The 15043-nt window shown below is 73.0% G+C and carries 14 protein-coding genes and 1 tRNA gene; 10 read left to right on the plus strand and 5 right to left on the minus strand.

The window, feature by feature from the left end:
* Nucleotides 1-25: 25 nt before the first annotated feature.
* A tRNA-Leu gene (locus tag QUY26_RS32320) sits at nt 26-113 on the minus strand.
* A gap of 178 nt (nt 114-291) precedes the next feature.
* Between QUY26_RS32320 and QUY26_RS32325 the strand changes: the two genes are divergently transcribed.
* From QUY26_RS32325 to QUY26_RS32335, 3 genes are all read left to right on the plus strand, one after another.
* Nucleotides 292-1635, plus strand: a complete 1344-nt coding sequence (locus tag QUY26_RS32325; protein ID WP_289952940.1) for a M20/M25/M40 family metallo-hydrolase — start codon at nt 292-294, stop codon at nt 1633-1635.
* 234 nt (nt 1636-1869) lie between these two features.
* A complete protein-coding gene (chpH, locus tag QUY26_RS32330; protein WP_289952942.1) occupies nt 1870-2103 on the plus strand; it encodes a chaplin ChpH in 234 nt (77 codons plus the stop codon).
* A gap of 156 nt (nt 2104-2259) precedes the next feature.
* A complete protein-coding gene (locus QUY26_RS32335) occupies nt 2260-3132 on the plus strand; it encodes a chaplin (protein WP_289952943.1) in 873 nt (290 codons plus the stop codon).
* Nucleotides 3133-3371: 239 nt separating this feature from the next.
* On the opposite strand, the gene QUY26_RS32340 is transcribed toward QUY26_RS32335, so the two are convergent.
* Complete coding sequence (locus QUY26_RS32340) at nt 3372-3560, minus strand: DUF5703 family protein (RefSeq protein ID WP_289952944.1); 189 nt, start codon at nt 3558-3560, stop codon at nt 3372-3374.
* 47 nt (nt 3561-3607) lie between these two features.
* On the opposite strand from QUY26_RS32340, the gene QUY26_RS32345 reads away from it, so the two are divergent.
* Complete coding sequence (locus tag QUY26_RS32345; RefSeq protein ID WP_289952945.1) at nt 3608-4441, plus strand: hypothetical protein; 834 nt, start codon at nt 3608-3610, stop codon at nt 4439-4441.
* Between the two features lie 69 nt (nt 4442-4510).
* Here the strand turns inward: QUY26_RS32345 and QUY26_RS32350 are convergent, their stop codons facing one another.
* Nucleotides 4511-7042 carry a helix-hairpin-helix domain-containing protein gene (locus QUY26_RS32350; protein ID WP_354670721.1) on the minus strand — a complete coding sequence of 844 codons (2532 nt, stop codon included), beginning with the start codon at nt 7040-7042 and terminating at the stop codon, nt 4511-4513.
* Nucleotides 7039-8028, minus strand: a complete 990-nt coding sequence (locus QUY26_RS32355; RefSeq protein ID WP_289952947.1) for an aldo/keto reductase — start codon at nt 8026-8028, stop codon at nt 7039-7041. The genes QUY26_RS32350 and QUY26_RS32355 overlap by 4 nt, the downstream gene beginning before the upstream one ends.
* A 219-nt stretch (nt 8029-8247) precedes the next feature.
* Here QUY26_RS32355 and QUY26_RS32360 point away from each other — a divergent pair, with 219 nt between their 5' ends.
* Both QUY26_RS32360 and QUY26_RS32365 read left to right on the plus strand, forming a co-directional pair.
* A complete protein-coding gene (locus QUY26_RS32360) occupies nt 8248-9303 on the plus strand; it encodes an LLM class F420-dependent oxidoreductase (RefSeq protein WP_289952949.1) in 1056 nt (351 codons plus the stop codon).
* A 280-nt stretch (nt 9304-9583) separates the two neighbouring features.
* Nucleotides 9584-10372, plus strand: coding sequence for a ferritin-like domain-containing protein (locus tag QUY26_RS32365; RefSeq protein ID WP_289952951.1), 789 nt, complete (start codon nt 9584-9586; stop codon nt 10370-10372).
* Nucleotides 10373-10407: 35 nt separating this feature from the next.
* On the opposite strand, the gene corA is transcribed toward QUY26_RS32365, so the two are convergent.
* The gene (gene corA / locus QUY26_RS32370; RefSeq protein WP_289956234.1) at nt 10408-11406 is read right to left on the minus strand and encodes a magnesium/cobalt transporter CorA; all 999 of its coding nucleotides are present in this window, start codon (nt 11404-11406) and stop codon (nt 10408-10410) included.
* Nucleotides 11407-11468: 62 nt separating this feature from the next.
* Here corA and QUY26_RS32375 point away from each other — a divergent pair, with 62 nt between their 5' ends.
* From QUY26_RS32375 to mshC, 4 genes are all read left to right on the plus strand, one after another.
* Nucleotides 11469-12155 carry a histidine phosphatase family protein gene (locus QUY26_RS32375; protein ID WP_289952953.1) on the plus strand — a complete coding sequence of 229 codons (687 nt, stop codon included), beginning with the start codon at nt 11469-11471 and terminating at the stop codon, nt 12153-12155.
* Nucleotides 12156-12222: 67 nt separating this feature from the next.
* Nucleotides 12223-12813 carry a DUF3090 domain-containing protein gene (locus QUY26_RS32380; RefSeq protein WP_289952955.1) on the plus strand — a complete coding sequence of 197 codons (591 nt, stop codon included), beginning with the start codon at nt 12223-12225 and terminating at the stop codon, nt 12811-12813.
* Nucleotides 12777-13688 (plus strand): SCO1664 family protein, encoded by a 912-nt coding sequence (locus tag QUY26_RS32385; RefSeq protein ID WP_289952957.1) that lies wholly within the window; start codon nt 12777-12779, stop codon nt 13686-13688. The genes QUY26_RS32380 and QUY26_RS32385 overlap by 37 nt, the downstream gene beginning before the upstream one ends.
* Nucleotides 13689-13802: 114 nt before the next feature.
* Complete coding sequence (mshC, locus tag QUY26_RS32390; protein ID WP_289952959.1) at nt 13803-15032, plus strand: cysteine--1-D-myo-inosityl 2-amino-2-deoxy-alpha-D-glucopyranoside ligase; 1230 nt, start codon at nt 13803-13805, stop codon at nt 15030-15032.
* The last annotated feature ends 11 nt before the right edge of the window (nt 15033-15043 follow it).

Raw genomic sequence — 15043 nt, forward strand, 5'->3', positions numbered from 1 at the left:
CCCCTCGTGAGAGGGGCTTTCTTGCTGGTGTCCGAGGGGGGACTTGAACCCCCACGCCCGATAAAGGGCACTAGCACCTCAAGCTAGCGCGTCTGCCATTCCGCCACCCGGACCGGTGGTCTGTCGCGGTTTCCCGCGGCGACGTGGAAAACCATAGCAAACATTCAGGGGCTCCTGATCACGCTGGTCCCGGGGGTGAACGGCGCATGACGAGCGGTGCCCGCCCTTGGGCCTGGGCGGTCGGCGCGGGAGGATGGGAGGGACCCACAGTGCGACAGCGGGAGGAACAGCGTGAGCGAGCCGACCACGGGCGGCAGGGCGGACGGGGCGCGGGCCGTTTCCGGCGAGGACGAGGTCGTCGACCTGTGCCGGGACCTGATCCGGATGGACACCAGCAACTACGGCGATCACTCCGGCCCGGGGGAGCGCAAGGCGGCCGAGTACGTCGCGGAGAAGCTCGCGGAGGTGGGGCTCGAGCCGCGGATCTTCGAGTCGCACCCGGGCCGCGCGTCCACCGTGGCGCGCATCGAGGGCGAGGACCCGTCGCGGCCCGCGCTGCTCATCCACGGCCACACCGACGTCGTACCCGCCAATGCCCAGGACTGGACGCACCACCCCTTCTCGGGTGAGATCGCGGACGGCTGTGTGTGGGGCCGGGGCGCCGTCGACATGAAGGACATGGACGCGATGACCCTCGCGGTCGTACGCGACCGGCTGCGCAGCGGCCGCAAGCCGCCGCGGGACATCGTCCTCGCCTTCCTCGCGGACGAGGAGGCGGGCGGCACGTACGGGGCGCGGTACCTCGTCGACAACCACCCGGACCTCTTCGAGGGCGTGACCGAGGCGATCAGCGAGGTCGGCGGGTTCTCCTTCACCGTCAACGAGCAGCTGCGGCTGTATCTGGTCGAGACGGCGCAGAAGGGCATGCACTGGATGAAGCTGACCGTGGACGGCAGTGCCGGCCACGGGTCCATGATCCACAAGGACAACGCCATCACCGAGCTGTCCGAGGCCGTGGGGCGGCTCGGGCGGCACAAGTTCCCGGTGCGGGTCACCAAGACGCTGCGGCACTTCCTCGACGAGCTGGGCGACGCCCTCGGCACCGAGCTCGACCCGGAGAACATGGACGACACCCTCGCCAAGCTCGGCGGCATCGCCAAGCTGATCGGTGCCTCGCTGCAGAACACCGCCAACCCGACGCAGCTCGGCGCCGGGTACAAGGTGAACGTGATCCCCGGACAGGCGACCGCGCACGTCGACGGCCGTTTCCTGCCGGGGTACGAGGAGGAGTTCCTGGCCGACCTCGACCGCATCCTCGGCCCGAACGTCAAGCGGGAGGACGTGCACGCGGACAAGGCCCTGGAGACCACGTTCGACGGTGCCCTCGTCGACGCCATGCAGATGGCGCTGCAGGCGGAGGACCCGATCGCACGGGCCGTGCCCTACATGCTCTCGGCCGGCACGGACGCCAAGTCCTTCGACGACCTCGGCATCCGCGGCTTCGGCTTCGCGCCGCTCAAGCTGCCGCCGGAGCTGGACTTCGCGGGCATGTTCCACGGCGTGGACGAGCGGGTGCCGGTGGACGGCCTCAAGTTCGGGGTGCGGGTGCTCGACCGGTTCATCGACGCCTCCTGAGCCCGGGGCGCCGTCGGTGTGCGTGTCGGCGCGCGCTCCGGTGCGCATTTCGGTACATGTATGGCCTCCCCTCTGCGCGGGCGGGTGCCGAAACGAAACTCCAGTAATCGGCAGCGCGTGCACAGTTGACCGAAAAGAGTGAAAGCGGTCTTGCTCTCGTAGCCCTCAACTTTCTCCTTCGTTACAGGTGGTGCGGTCCGCGGCTGGGACCGCATTTGCCAACTAGGAGGAATAATGATCAAGAAGGTCGTTGCCGCTGCGGTAGCAACCGGCGGTCTGGTGCTCGCGGGTGCGGGCGTTGCCGCTGCCGACGCCGGTGCGCAGGGCGCCGCGGTGAAGTCCCCGGGCGTCGCGTCGGGCAACGTCGTCCAGGTCCCCGTGCACGTGCCGGTGAACGCGTGCGGCAACACGATCTCCGTGATCGGGGTCCTGAACCCCGCTTTCGGGAACTACTGCGTCAACAAGTGACGCCGCTGTGTCTCACCCCGTGAGGGGCCTCACCCCGTGAGGGTCTGAATTCCGTCGGCCCCGGAGTGCGTGTCATGCACTCCGGGGCCGACGGGCATTGGGCGCACGGCGCACTGGGCCCGTGCGCAATTCCGGAAGGCAAGGCAGGAACTAGCTATGCGACAGGTCACGCGCAAAGGCCTGATCACTGTGGCGGCCGCCACTGGCGTACTGGCTGTCTCGGGTGGTCACGCACAGGCCGACTCCAACGCTCAGGGAGGCAGTTCGAAGTCTCCCGGCGTGCTGTCGGGGAACTCCGTTCAGCTTCCCGTGAACGTGCCGGTCAACGTCTGCGGCAACACCGTGAACGTCATCGGGGGCCTGAACCCGGCGGCGGGCAACAAGTGCGCCAACACGTCCGGCTCCCGGCACGGCGGCGGTGGCTACGGGGGCGACCACGGGGGCAAGCCCTCGGGCGGCGGCGGGACGGCCGAGGGCGGCACCCACGGCTCGCCGGGGGTGGGCTCCGGCAACAGCGTGCAGCTGCCGGTCGACGTCCCCGTCAACGTCTGCGGCAACAGCGTCAACCTCGGCGGCGCCGGCAACGCCGCCGTGGGCAACGAGTGCGCCAACGACTCCGGCAGCCACACCGGCGGGAAGCCGCCCACGAAGCCCGACCACCCGGGCAAGCCCGACCACCCGGGCAAGCCCGACCACCCGGGCAAGCCCGACCACCCGGGCAAGCCCGACCACCCGGGCAAGCCCGACCACCCCGGCAAGCCGCAGCAGCCCGGTGACGGGGTCAAGCCCGACCAGCCGGGCAGCCCCGAGCAGCCCGGCAAGCCGGGTCAGCCCGTCTCGCCCGTGCACCACAGCCCGGAGCGTCCGGCGACCGGCCCGAACGTCCCCGAGGCGCACATGATCACGCCGCCCAAGGGCAAGGACCAGCTCGCGCAGACGGGCAGCTCCCTGCCGATCGGCGTCGCGCTGCCGGTCGGCGCGGGCATGCTGCTCGCGGGCACCGTCCTGTACCGCAGGACGCGTGCCTGAGAGCCCGCTGGACGCGCGCCCGAGAGGCCGCTGGGCTTTGTCCCGAGAGGCCGCTGGACGCGTGCCTGAGAGCAGGTGACCGGGACCGGCGCACCCCAGGGTGAACGGCCCCGGCGCAGGTCCCGGGCGAACGCGCCAGGTGACATCAGTGCCGGCAGTGAAATCGGAGCGGGCCCCGCGATCGCGGGGCCCGCTCCGATTTCACACCGTCCGCCGGGCACGGGGCGGCTGTCACCGGCTCACCAAGTGGCCCTTGTCTGGCGGATGATGCGCCGTCTGAGCCGCACCCGCCGACTGCCGTCGGCGTGCAGGCTGAGGCGGTCCAACTCCCAGTGTCCGTACTCTGCGTGGTCGGTCAGCAGACGCGTGGCTTCTTTGCGGGAGACCCCGCGCGGAACGTACACGTCGACAAATTCGTATTCCGGCATCGCATCTATTGTGCGGGCACAGGCCCGGTACGGATAGCGTCTGCACTATGTCTGATGCTGCGCAGCCCACCGCTGCCGAGGTACGCGCCGCCGCCGAGGCGGTCAAGACCGCGCTCGACCGCCACCTTGCGGCGGTCGAACGCAGGTCGGGCGAGGACGATCCCGACGTCTACGAAGCGTTCAACGAGCTGGCCGCCGCGGCCGAGGCGTACGACGAACTGCTCTACGACCGTTACGACGAGGTCACCCCCTTCGAGATCCCCGGCGCGGAGGACGCCCTGCCGCCGTACCAGGGGCCCGCGGAGCCGAACGCCCTGAGCGTGCTGATCCGGCGCGACTACGCCGTCGCGGAGCCGCAGCGACTCCTGGCCCAGGCCGCGCGGGTGGAGGCCGCCGACGCCGACGCCACCGCCGAGTCCGACCGGCTCGCCGGCACCGTGCCGGGCGCGCTCGGCCTGCTCTTCGGCGAGTTCGAGCCGGACGAGATCGCCTCTCGGCACAAGGAGTTCGGCCTGGAGGAGGGCGACTCCACGCTGTGGGTCATCGCGGCGGACGAGCCCGCGGAGCCCGGCGAGTGGCTGGAGGCTCCGTTCGACCAGCCCGACTCCCCGCGGGTGGTCTGCCGCTTCGACGTCAGCGCGGTCTTCGACGACGAGACGGACGACGACCTCGACGACGACCTGGACGCCGCGGCCCGGCGTGCGGGCGGCACCCGCCGGGGCCGGGACGCGCGCACCGGCATCGACGGAGACCTGGACACCGACCTCGACACGGATCTCGCGCCGGACATCGACTCGGACATCGACTTCGAGCAGGACGAGATCGAGGACGTGGACGACGTGGAGGTCGTCGAGCGGGGGAAGGGCGGAGGCCGCTCCTAGAAGGCCTCGGCCGGATGAGCGCGGCCCCGGCCCCCTGCACGGGGGTCGGGGCCGCTCGCCGCGTACGCGCTAGCCCGCGGCCGGGGCCTGGGGGCGAAGGAGCGTGCGCAGGCGCGTTGTGCGCTCCTTGGCGGGGCGCTCGGCGACCGCCTGGGGCAGGGCCTGGGCGACGCCCTGGACGACCGAGAGGTGGCGCTCGGCGCGGCTGAAGGCCGTGTACACCCACGGCCGGGTCAGGGCGCCCGCGGCGTCGCCCGGCAGGACGACGACGGCCGCGGGCCAGCGGCGCCCCGCGGCCTGGTGCGCGGTGAGCGCCCAGGCGTGCCGCACGGACTGCTCCACCCGCTCCTTCGGCACGGCGACAGGGGTGCCCTCGCACTCCAGGCGCAGGCCCTGCGCGTCGGCGCCGACCACCCGGCCGAGCACCGTGCGGCCAGGCGTCGGGGCGTAGGCGACCCGGTCTCCGGGGTCGAAGCCGCCGAACCGGCCGGGGCCCGGGTTCAGCCGCTCCTTCAGTGCCGCGTTCAGCGCGCGCGTACCCGCCGCGCCGCCGTGGCCCGGCGTGATCACCTGCGTCTGTCCCGCCGGTACCCCGATGGCGCGCGGCACCGAGTCCGCGACCAGCTGCACCGTGCGGTGGATCGCGTCGGGCGCGTCCCGCACGGGGACGATCACGACCTCCTTGCCGGGTGCCTCGACCTGGGTCAGCTCACCGACGCCGATGCTGGAGACCAGCTCCCCGATGGGGCCGGGGTCCGGCGTGCGCGAGACGACCTGCGGGCAGCAGCGGGCCGCGAGCAGGTCCGCGAACACCCGGCCGGGGCCCGCGGACCACAGCACTCCCGAGTCCCCGCTGAGCACGAGCCGGGCGCCGTCCGGAAGCGACTCCACGAGCATCGCGGCCGTCTCCACGTCCAGCTGCGGGGCGTCCAGGACCACGAGCAGGTCCAGGGACAGCGCGCCGTCCGCGTCGCGGCCAGGGCCCTGCCGCCCGGAGAGGAGACCGGCCACGGTCACGGCGACACCTTTGTCCGGGCCCCCGTCCAGCCCCTCGGCCAGCCTCCGCTGTCCCTCCGCGCTGTGCGTCGCCGCGCACACCCGCAGGCCCAGCGTCCGGGCCGCCGCCACCAGCGCGGCGGGCTCGGCGCGGGCCGCGTCGCCGCCCGTGTGCAGCACGAGGCCGTGCGTGGCCACGGCGCGGATCAGGTCGGCTGCGGACCCCTTGGCGGCGGCCGCCGCGGACTCCCAGTCGGCGGTGGCCGGGGGACGTGAGCGCTCACCGTCGCTCCCCGAGCCGCCGGGAGTCACGGTGTCGGGAGCCGCAGTGTCGGGATCCGCGCCGTCGGGATCCGCCCCCTGGTCCGCCGGAGCCGAGCCGTCGCCCTCCGGGCCCGAACCCCCCTCCTTCGGCAGCGAGTTCATGACCCGGGCGAGGCCGTCGGCCAGGCTCTCCTCCGCGAGGGCGTACCGCTCGAGGCCGAGCAGTACGCGGACCGGCGTCGCTGCCTCCGCGTCCCCGGTGCCGTCGGCGCCGTCGGTGTCGTCTCCGGGCGGGGCGGGGCGCACCGGAGCCGCCCCGGGGACCTCCTCCAGCGCGTCCTGGAAGACCAGCACGTCGCCCTCCGCGAGGGCGGACTGCACGGCCTCGGCCGGGTCCGGCACCCCGCGCTGCGCCAGCGCCGCGGTGAGTGCCGACGACTCGAGCGCCGTGTGCCCGGCGAGCGCGGCCTGTTCGAGCAGCCACACCGTCAGCGCGCAGCCCCTGCGTTCGTCGCCAGGACCGCAGTCCGGGCCGAGGAGCGCCCGCGCGAACCCGTCGGCCTGCTCCGGCCGCACCCCGGCGACCCGCAGCAACTGCCAGGGGTCGGCACGCAGCACCCCGTCCGCGCCCTCGCCGAGCACGGCCGCCGCCCGGGCCGCGAGCGCCGCGGGCGCACCGCCGTCGGCCAGCACCGCCGCCACCGCCTCGACCGTCTCCGGCGCGGGCTCGGCCGCCACGGCCGGGGCCTCGGCCGCCGGCCGCCGCAGGGGCTCGGGGGCGGTCCGCTGCGGCGCGACCGGCGCGGGCTCGCGGAACGCGGACGCGACGGGCTTCTCGCCGCTCTCCACGGCCCGCACCGCCGCCAGCAGGTCGGCCGCCGTGCCCTTGAGCTTCGCGCCCGCCGCCACGGGCCCGTCCTTGCTGGCCTTGCGCTGCTCGATCCGCTCCCGCAGCTCCCGCTGTGCCGCGAGCTCGGCCTGGGCCTCGGACACCCCGGCGTCCTCGCCGTCCGCGCTGGTGTCCTTGCCCTCGCCGGCACCGGCCTCGGCACCGCTGTCCGGGGCGTTGCCCCCGGCCTCGGCAGCGCCCTCGGAAGCAGCCCCCTCCGGGGCGTCGTCCGGGCCGTCCGGGCCGTCCGGTTCACCCGTGCCGGTCGGGTCGGCCGCGTCCTCCAGGCCGTCCGGGCCCGCCGAGCCGTCCCCGGCGCCCCCGGCATCCCCCTCCGGCGCCCCGCCGTCCGGCGCGGCCCCGGCTTCCGGCGCGTCCTCGGCGGCGGGGCCCGATCCGGCTTCCGGGGCCTCGGGTTCGGCGACCTCCGCGGCAGCGGACTCCGTACTCACAGCGTGCTCCAGTCCTGGTCTGGGTAGCGGTGCACGGGCGCTGACACATCGTCGAGCGCCTGGCAGATCTCGTCAGGAAGACTAAGGGTCTCCACTGACAATGCGGCCGTGAGCTGCTGGGCGTTGCGCGCGCCGACGATCGGGGCGGTCACTCCGGGGCGGTCGCGCACCCAGGCGAGCGCCACCTGCAACGGGGTGACGGCGAGGCCGTCGGCCGCTATCGCCACGGCGTCCACGACCCGCCCGGCCGCGTCGTCCAGGTACGGCGCGACGAACGGGGCGAACTGCTCGGAGGCGCCGCGCGAGTCGGCGGGAGTCGCGTTGCGGTACTTGCCGGTGAGGACGCCGCGGCCGAGCGGCGACGAGGGCAGCAGGCCGACGCCGAGGTCGAGGGCGGCGGGCAGCACCTCGCGCTCGACGCCGCGTTGAAGCAGGGAGTACTCCATCTGCGTGCTGGCGATGCGGGTGCGGGTGCCGGGCGCGGCGAGCTGCCAGGTGGCGGCCTTGGCGAGCTGCCAACCGCTGAAGTTGGAGACGCCCGCGTAGCGCGCGCGGCCGCTGCTGACCGCGATGTCCAGGGCCTGGAGCGTCTCCTCCAGGGGCGTGCCGCTGTCGAAGGCGTGGACCTGCCACAGGTCGACGTAGTCCGTGCCGAGGCGGGCCAGGGAGGCGTCGAGCGCGGACAGCAGATGGCCGCGCGAGCCGTCGAAGCGGCGGTCGGGGTCGGGCACGCTGCCCGCCTTCGTCGCGATGACCAGATCGCGCCGCGGCACCAGGCGCTCGACGAGTCGCCCGAGGAGGTACTCGGCCTCCCCGTCGCCGTACACATCGGCCGTGTCCACGAGGGTGCCGCCCGCCTCCCAGAAGGCCTTCAGCAGGTCGGCGGCGTCGTTCTCCCCGATCTCGTCGGAGTGCCCCCATGTGAGGGTGCCGAGCCCGATCCGGGACACGCGCAGACCTGTTCGGCCGAGATGCCTCTGCTCCATGGCGGCGAGATTACTGGCCATGCCTCAGCGCTGGGTGTGCGTGTGGACAAAGCCGCGCCTGTGGACAACTCATGAACCCGATCGGGCAACGGCTCCCGCCACGCCCCGCGGCCCCGCCCTCCGGCCCCGCCGGGACCGCCGCCCGCCCCTGCCGGATCGCCCGCCCGCGCGCTACAGTCCCGGAACAGGCACGTTACTCACGGGTAAGGGGATTCGGCCATGCAGCTCGGTATCAACCTCGGCTACTGGGGCGCCGGGATGGACGCGGACAATCTCGTCGTCGCGAAGGAGGCCGACAAGCTGGGCTACGCGGTCTGCTGGGCGGCCGAGGCCTACGGTTCGGACGCGGCCACCGTGCTCTCGTGGGTGGCGGCGCAGACCGAGCGGATCGACGTCGGCTCGGCGATCTTCCAGATCCCGGCGCGCCAGCCCGCGATGACCGCGATGACGGCGGCCACCCTCGACTCGCTGTCCGGCGGCCGGTTCCGGCTCGGGCTCGGCGTCTCCGGGCCGCAGGTCTCCGAGGGCTGGTACGGCGTGAAGTTCGACAAGCCGCTGGCCCGCACCCGGGAGTACGTCGAGATCGTACGCAAGGCCATGACGCGCGAGCGGCTGAGCTACGAGGGCGAGCACTGGACGCTGCCGCTGCCGGGCGGCCCCGGCAAGCCCATCAAGCTGACCGTGCACCCGCAGCGTGAGCACATCCCGCTGTACATCGCCGCGATCGGGCCGAAGAACCTGGAGCAGACCGGCGAGATCGCCGACGGCGCGCTGCTGATCTTCCCGGCCGCCGAGCACCTGGAGGAGACCGCGCTGCGTCATCTGCGGGCCGGGCGCGAGAAGGCGGGCCTGACCATGGAGGGCTTCGACGTGGTGCCCACCCTGCCGCTCGCGGTCGGCAAGGACGCGGACGTCGACACCCTCGCCGACATGTTCCGGCCCTACACCGCGCTGTACGTCGGCGGCATGGGCAGCCGGAAGCAGAACTTCTACAACCAGCTCGCCCAGCGCATGGGGTACGAGAAGGAGGCCGCCGAGATCCAGGACAAGTACCTGTCCGGCGACAAGGAGGGCGCGGCCGCCGCCGTGCCGCGGTCCCTGATCGACTCCACCACCCTGCTCGGCTCCGTGGACCGCATCGCCGACCGGATGCGGGCCTACGCGGAGGCCGGTGTCACCACGCTCACGCTGGCGCCCGCGGGCTTCACGGTGGAGGAGCGGCTGGCCTCGCTGCGCGCGGGCACCGAGGCCATGGAGCGCGCCGGGCTGGCGTAGCGGGAGGTTTCCGCGGCCGTGGTGGGGGCTCGGGGGTCTTCCCCGCCACGGCCGTCACGGAGCACAACGCGGCGACGAGCCTTCCGGTTACGGCCCCGGAGGCTTCCCGTCCCCATCTGTCCGACCGCCCCCTCCGGAGTGCTCATCCGCCCCTTTGGGTCCCCTGTGTCCTTCGTTTGGCTGAGCTGTCGCGTACACCTGTTGCCTGTTGGCGCACTGCGCATTTGACTCGTTCTTTGCGGAAGTCTGTGTGGTCAGTGACGGCATGGAGGTGCCTGCGATGCTTTCGGCCCGGAGTCTCTTCCAAGAGATCCTCGACAACGACGAGTCGTTCCGGCTGTTCTGCTCCATCGCGGCGAGCGGAGAGTCCCAGGGGGGCTGGGAGAACGGGCGCATCGCCGCGCTCGTCCCCGAGAGCCAGCGCGATCTCGCCCCCAAGATCGCCCGGCACGGCGCCGACGAGGACAAGCACGGACGGATCTTCAACGCGCTGCTGCGCAAGCGCGGCCTCGACCCCGTCGACGTCCCCGCCGCCACCGACTACACGATGATCCTGGAGCGCAGCGGCATCGGACTCGCGCACGAGAAGCTCCGCGCCGACCAGCCGCTCACCGAGCAGGACATCGTCACGTACCTCTCGCACAGCCGCGTCACCGAGCAGCGCGCCGCCGACCAGATGGTCATGCTCCGCAAGCACTTCGGGGACGACCCCGAGGTCGGCAAGGCCGTGAAGATGATCTCGAACGACGAGGACAACCACCTGGCGTACTGCCACGAGGAACTGCTGCGCTTCGCCTACGCCGGGCACGGCCGCGCCATCCAGAGCACCCTGCGCGAGTGCGCGCTCGCGGAGATCGTCATCTACCGCGACGTCAGCCTCGCCGTCATGGAGCACATGGGCCGCATCCTGCGCTGGTCCCCGGTCAAGTCCAGAACGCTCACGGCGGGCATCCATGCCATGTACGCGTACGAACGCGCGGGCGGCTGGCGGCGGATGGTGACCCTGAAGATGCCGGAACGGCGCGACGCGCTCGGCGGACCCGCCACCTCCGCGGCCGAGTTCGCCTGACCGCGCACACCCCGACAGGTCCCCGAGGAGGGACGCTAGAGCCAACCGCGGCGCTTGAACAGCCGGAACAGGCCCACCTCGAGCGCGGCCATCAGCAGGATCACCGCGGGGTACGCCCACCACCAGCGCAGCTCCGGCATGTGCTCGAAGTTCATGCCGTAGATGCCCGCGATCATCGTGGGCACCGCCGCCATGGCCGCCCACGCGGAGATCTTGCGCATGTCGTCGTTCTGCCGCACGCTCATCTGCGCCAGATGCGCCGACAGGATGTCCGTCACCAGGCGGTCAAGGCCCTCCACGGACTCGTTCACGCGCAGCAGATGGTCGTTGACGTCCCGCAGGTACGGCTGCGCGGACTCGTCCACGAACGGCACCGCGCGGCCGGACGGGCCCAGGCCCGCGAGCCGCGCGAGCGGCATCGCGAGGGGGCCCGTGGCGCGCCGGAACTCCAGGATCTGCCGCTTGAAGCGGTAGATCCTGGAGGCCGTGTTCCGCGAGCCGCCCCCGTCCGGCGAGAACACCTCCGCCTCCAGGACCTCCAGGTCCGTCTGCAGCTCGTCCGCGACCTCCAGGTAGTGGTCGACCACGGCGTCGGCGATGGAGTACAGCACCGCCGTCGGACCGTGCTCGAGCACCTCGTGGTCCGACTCCAGCTGGTGGCGCACGGCGCTGAGCGGCGCGCCCTCGCCGTGGCGAACGGTCACCACGAAGCAGTCGCCCATGAAGATCATGAGCTCGCCGGACGACACGGCGTCGCTCTCCGGCTCGTACACCACCGGCTTCAACACGACGAACACCGAGTCGTCGTACACCTCGAGCTTCGGCCGCTGATGGGCCTTCAAAGCGTCCTCCACCGCCAGCGGGTGCAGCGAGAACTCCTTGGCGACCAGGTCGAACTCGTCCTCCGTCGGCTCGTACAGGCCGACCCAGACGAACGCGTCCCCGGCCGCCCGGGCCTCGTCCAGGGCGTCGGAGAAGTCCGCGGGGCCCTGGGCGCGAACCCCGTGCCGGTAGGTGGCGCAGTCCACGATCACGCTGCGCATTCTTCCCGGGCTCGGCCCCTGCCGCACCCCCTCGGCGGCTTAGGCTGGCCCGCATGCCCACGCTGATCCTCGTCCGCCACGGACGCTCGACCGCCAACACCGCGGGCCTGCTGGCCGGCTGGACTCCCGGCGTCGGCCTCGACGAGCGCGGCGCCGAGCAGGCCGCCGCGCTGCCCGGGCGACTCGCCGCGCTGCCCCTCGCCGAGGTCGTCACCAGCCCGCTGCAGCGCTGTCAGGAGACCCTCGCGCCGCTGCTCGCCGCGCGCCCCGACGTGCCCGTCCACACGGACGAGCGCATCGGCGAGTGCCACTACGGCGACTGGTCGGGCCGCAAGCTCGCCGAGCTCGCGGACGAGCCCCTGATGGAGGTCGTCCAGCAGCACCCGGCCGCGGCCGCCTTCCCCGGCGGCGAGTCGCTGCGGGCCATGCAGACGCGGGCCGCGGAGGCCGTGCGCGAGTGGAACGCGCGCGTGGAGCGCGACCACGGCGCCGACGCGGTCTATCTGATGTGCTCCCACGGCGACATCATCAAGTCCCTCGTCGCCGACGCCATCGGGCTGCACCTGGACCTGTTCCAGCGCATCTCCGTGGAACCCTGTTCCGTCACGGCGATCCGCTTCACCCGGCTGCGGCCCTTCCTCGTACGGCTCGGTGACACCGGCGACTTCGGTTCGCTCGCCCCGCGCGAGGCGTCCGCGAGCGGCGACGCACAGGTGGGCGGCGACGCGGGCGCACCGTGATCGTCGCCCGCAGTAGGGTGCAGTGGTCGCGCCAAGTACATGCAGTCGATTCCAATGGAGACAGGACGTGTCCCGTCAGGTGTTCCTCTATGACCCGCCGGAACGCTTCGTCGCCGGAACCGTCGGGCTCCCCGGTCGGCGTACCTTCTTCCTCCAGGCCTCCGCGGGCGTCAGGGTGACCAGCGTCGCCCTGGAGAAGACCCAGGTGGCCGCGCTCGCCGAGCGCATGGAGGAATTGCTCGACGAGGTCGTGCGGCGCAGCGGCGGCAGCGCGGCGGTGCCCGCCGTGGCGCCCGCCGAGGTCACCGACAGCGCCCCGCTCGACTCGCCCGTCGAGGAGGAGTTCCGGGTCGGCACGATGGCGCTCGCCTGGGACGGCGACGAGGAGCGCATGATCGTGGAGGCGCAGGCACTCGTCGAGCTGGACGCGGACTCCGAGGAGGACCTGGCGGAGGCCGAGGAAAGGCTCCTGCAGGACGAGGAGAACGGCCCCCCGATGCTCCGCGTCCGCCTCACCGGCGCCCAGGCCAGGGCCTTCACCAAGCGTGCCCTCGACGTCGTGAACGCGGGCCGCCCGCCGTGCCCGCTGTGCAGCCTGCCGCTCGACCCGGAAGGACACGTATGCCCGCGCCAGAACGGATACCGGCGGGACGCGTGAGCGCCACCGAACTGCTCGCCCGCGGTGAGTTGACCGTGCGCGGGCAGATCCGGGAGGCCTCCAACGCGGTGCTCTACTGCACGGTCGCCTACGAGGAGCAGAGCGCCGCCTGCGTCTACAAGCCCGTCGCCGGGGAGCGGCCCCTGTGGGACTTCCCCGACGGGACCCTCGCGCAGCGGGAGGTCGCCGCGTACGAGGTCTCCGAAGCGCTCGGGTGGGGCCTGGTGCCGCCCACCGTGCTGCGGGACGGCCCCTACGGGGAGGGGATGGTCCAGCTGTGGGTCGGGCCGGATGCCTCCGGGGAGCCCGGAGAGCCCGGAGAGCCCAGGGAAGCCGCGGAGTCCGCGGAGTCCGCGGACGGTGCCGACGTCGGGGCTGAGGAGAGCGACGCGGCCGGGCTGCTAGCCCTCGTCGAGGGGGACGAGCCCGGGGAGGGCTGGAAGGCCGTCGGGTACGCCCAGGTGGGCGAGGGGCGCACGGCGCTGCTCGTGCACGCGGACGACGCCCGGCTGCGGCGGCTCGCCGTCCTCGACGCCGTGATCAACAACGCCGACCGCAAGGGCGGGCATCTCGTGCTCGGCGACGGCGGGCGCCTCTTCGGCATCGACCACGGGGTCACGTTCAACGTCGAGGACAAGCTGCGGACGCTGCTGTGGGGATGGGCCGGGGAGAAGCTGCCCGAGGGGGCGGTGGACGCGCTGGGTTCCCTGCGGGACGGCCTGGTGGCGGGGGCGCCGTTGGCCGGGCGGCTGGCGGAGTTGCTGACCGCCGCGGAGGTCGACGCCGTCCGGGAGCGGGTGGACGCGCTGCTCGCCGCGGGGCGGCATCCGAGTCCTTCGGGGCAGTGGCCGGCCATTCCGTGGCCGCCGGTGTGAGGCCCCGCACCCGCGAGGCGCGGGGGACTGCCCCTGGTGGGGCGTGGGGAAACCTGTCGAAGATCTCGTCGCCCTGGGTCGTATGCGGAAGGGGCGTCCGGTTAGGCTCAAGACATGTATGCCTGGCCCGCTTCTGAGGTTCCCGCCCTGCCCGGCAAGGGCCGCGACCTCCGGATCCACGACACCGCGACCGGTGGCCTCGTCACCCTCGACCCCGGTCCCGTCGCCCGTATCTACGTCTGCGGCATCACGCCGTACGACGCGACCCACATGGGTCACGCGGCGACCTACAACGCGTTCGACCTCGTGCAGCGCGTGTGGCTCGACACCAAGCGGCAGGTCCACTACGTGCAGAACGTGACCGACGTGGACGACCCGCTCCTGGAGCGCGCCAAGCGCGACGGCAAGGACTGGGTCGAACTGGCGCAGGGCGAGACCGCGCTGTTCCGCGAGGACATGACCGCGCTTCGGCTGCTGCCGCCGCGGCACTACGTCGGAGCCGTCGAGTCGATACCGGGCATCGTGCCGCTGGTCGAGCGGCTGCGGGACCTGGGCGCCGCCTACGACCTCGAGGGCGACATCTACTTCTCCGTCGAGTCCGACCCGCACTTCGGCGAGGTGTCGGGGCTCGACGCCGCCGCCATGCGCCTGCTGTCCGCCGAGCGCGGCGGCGACCCGGACCGCGCGGGCAAGAAGAACCCGCTCGACCCGATGCTCTGGATGGCCGCCCGCGACGGCGAGCCGAGCTGGGACGGCGGCTCCCTCGGCCCCGGCCGCCCCGGCTGGCACATCGAGTGCGTCGCCATCGCCCTCGACCACCTCGGCATGGGCTTCGACATCCAGGGCGGCGGCTCCGACCTGGCCTTCCCGCACCACGAGATGGGCGCGTCGCACGCGCAGGCGCTGACCGGCGAGCACCCCTTCGCCAAGGCGTACGTGCACGCCGGCATGGTCGCCCTCGACGGCGCCAAGATGTCCAAGTCCAAGGGCAATCTGGTCTTCGTCTCCCGGCTGCGGCGCGATGGCGTCGACCCCGCCGCCATCCGGCTCGCCCTGCTCGCCCACCACTACCGCGCCGACTGGGAGTGGACCGACCAGGTGCTCCAGGACGCCGTCGCGCGGCTCGCCCGCTGGCGCGCCGCGGTGTCCCGCCCCGACGGACCGCCCGCCGAGGCCCTGGTCGAGGAGGTGCGCGAGGCCCTGGCCAACGACCTGGACGCGCCCGCCGCGCTCGCCGCCGTCGACCGCTGGGCCGCCCGTCAGGACGCCGAGGGCGGCACGGACGAGGGCGCCCCCGGCGTCGTGTCCCGCGCGGTGGACGCACTGCTGGGCGTCGCCCTGTAGGGACGCGGACG

Source organism: Streptomyces flavofungini (assembly GCF_030388665.1).
In the GTDB taxonomy this organism is placed as follows: Bacteria; Actinomycetota; Actinomycetes; order Streptomycetales; family Streptomycetaceae; genus Streptomyces; species Streptomyces flavofungini_A.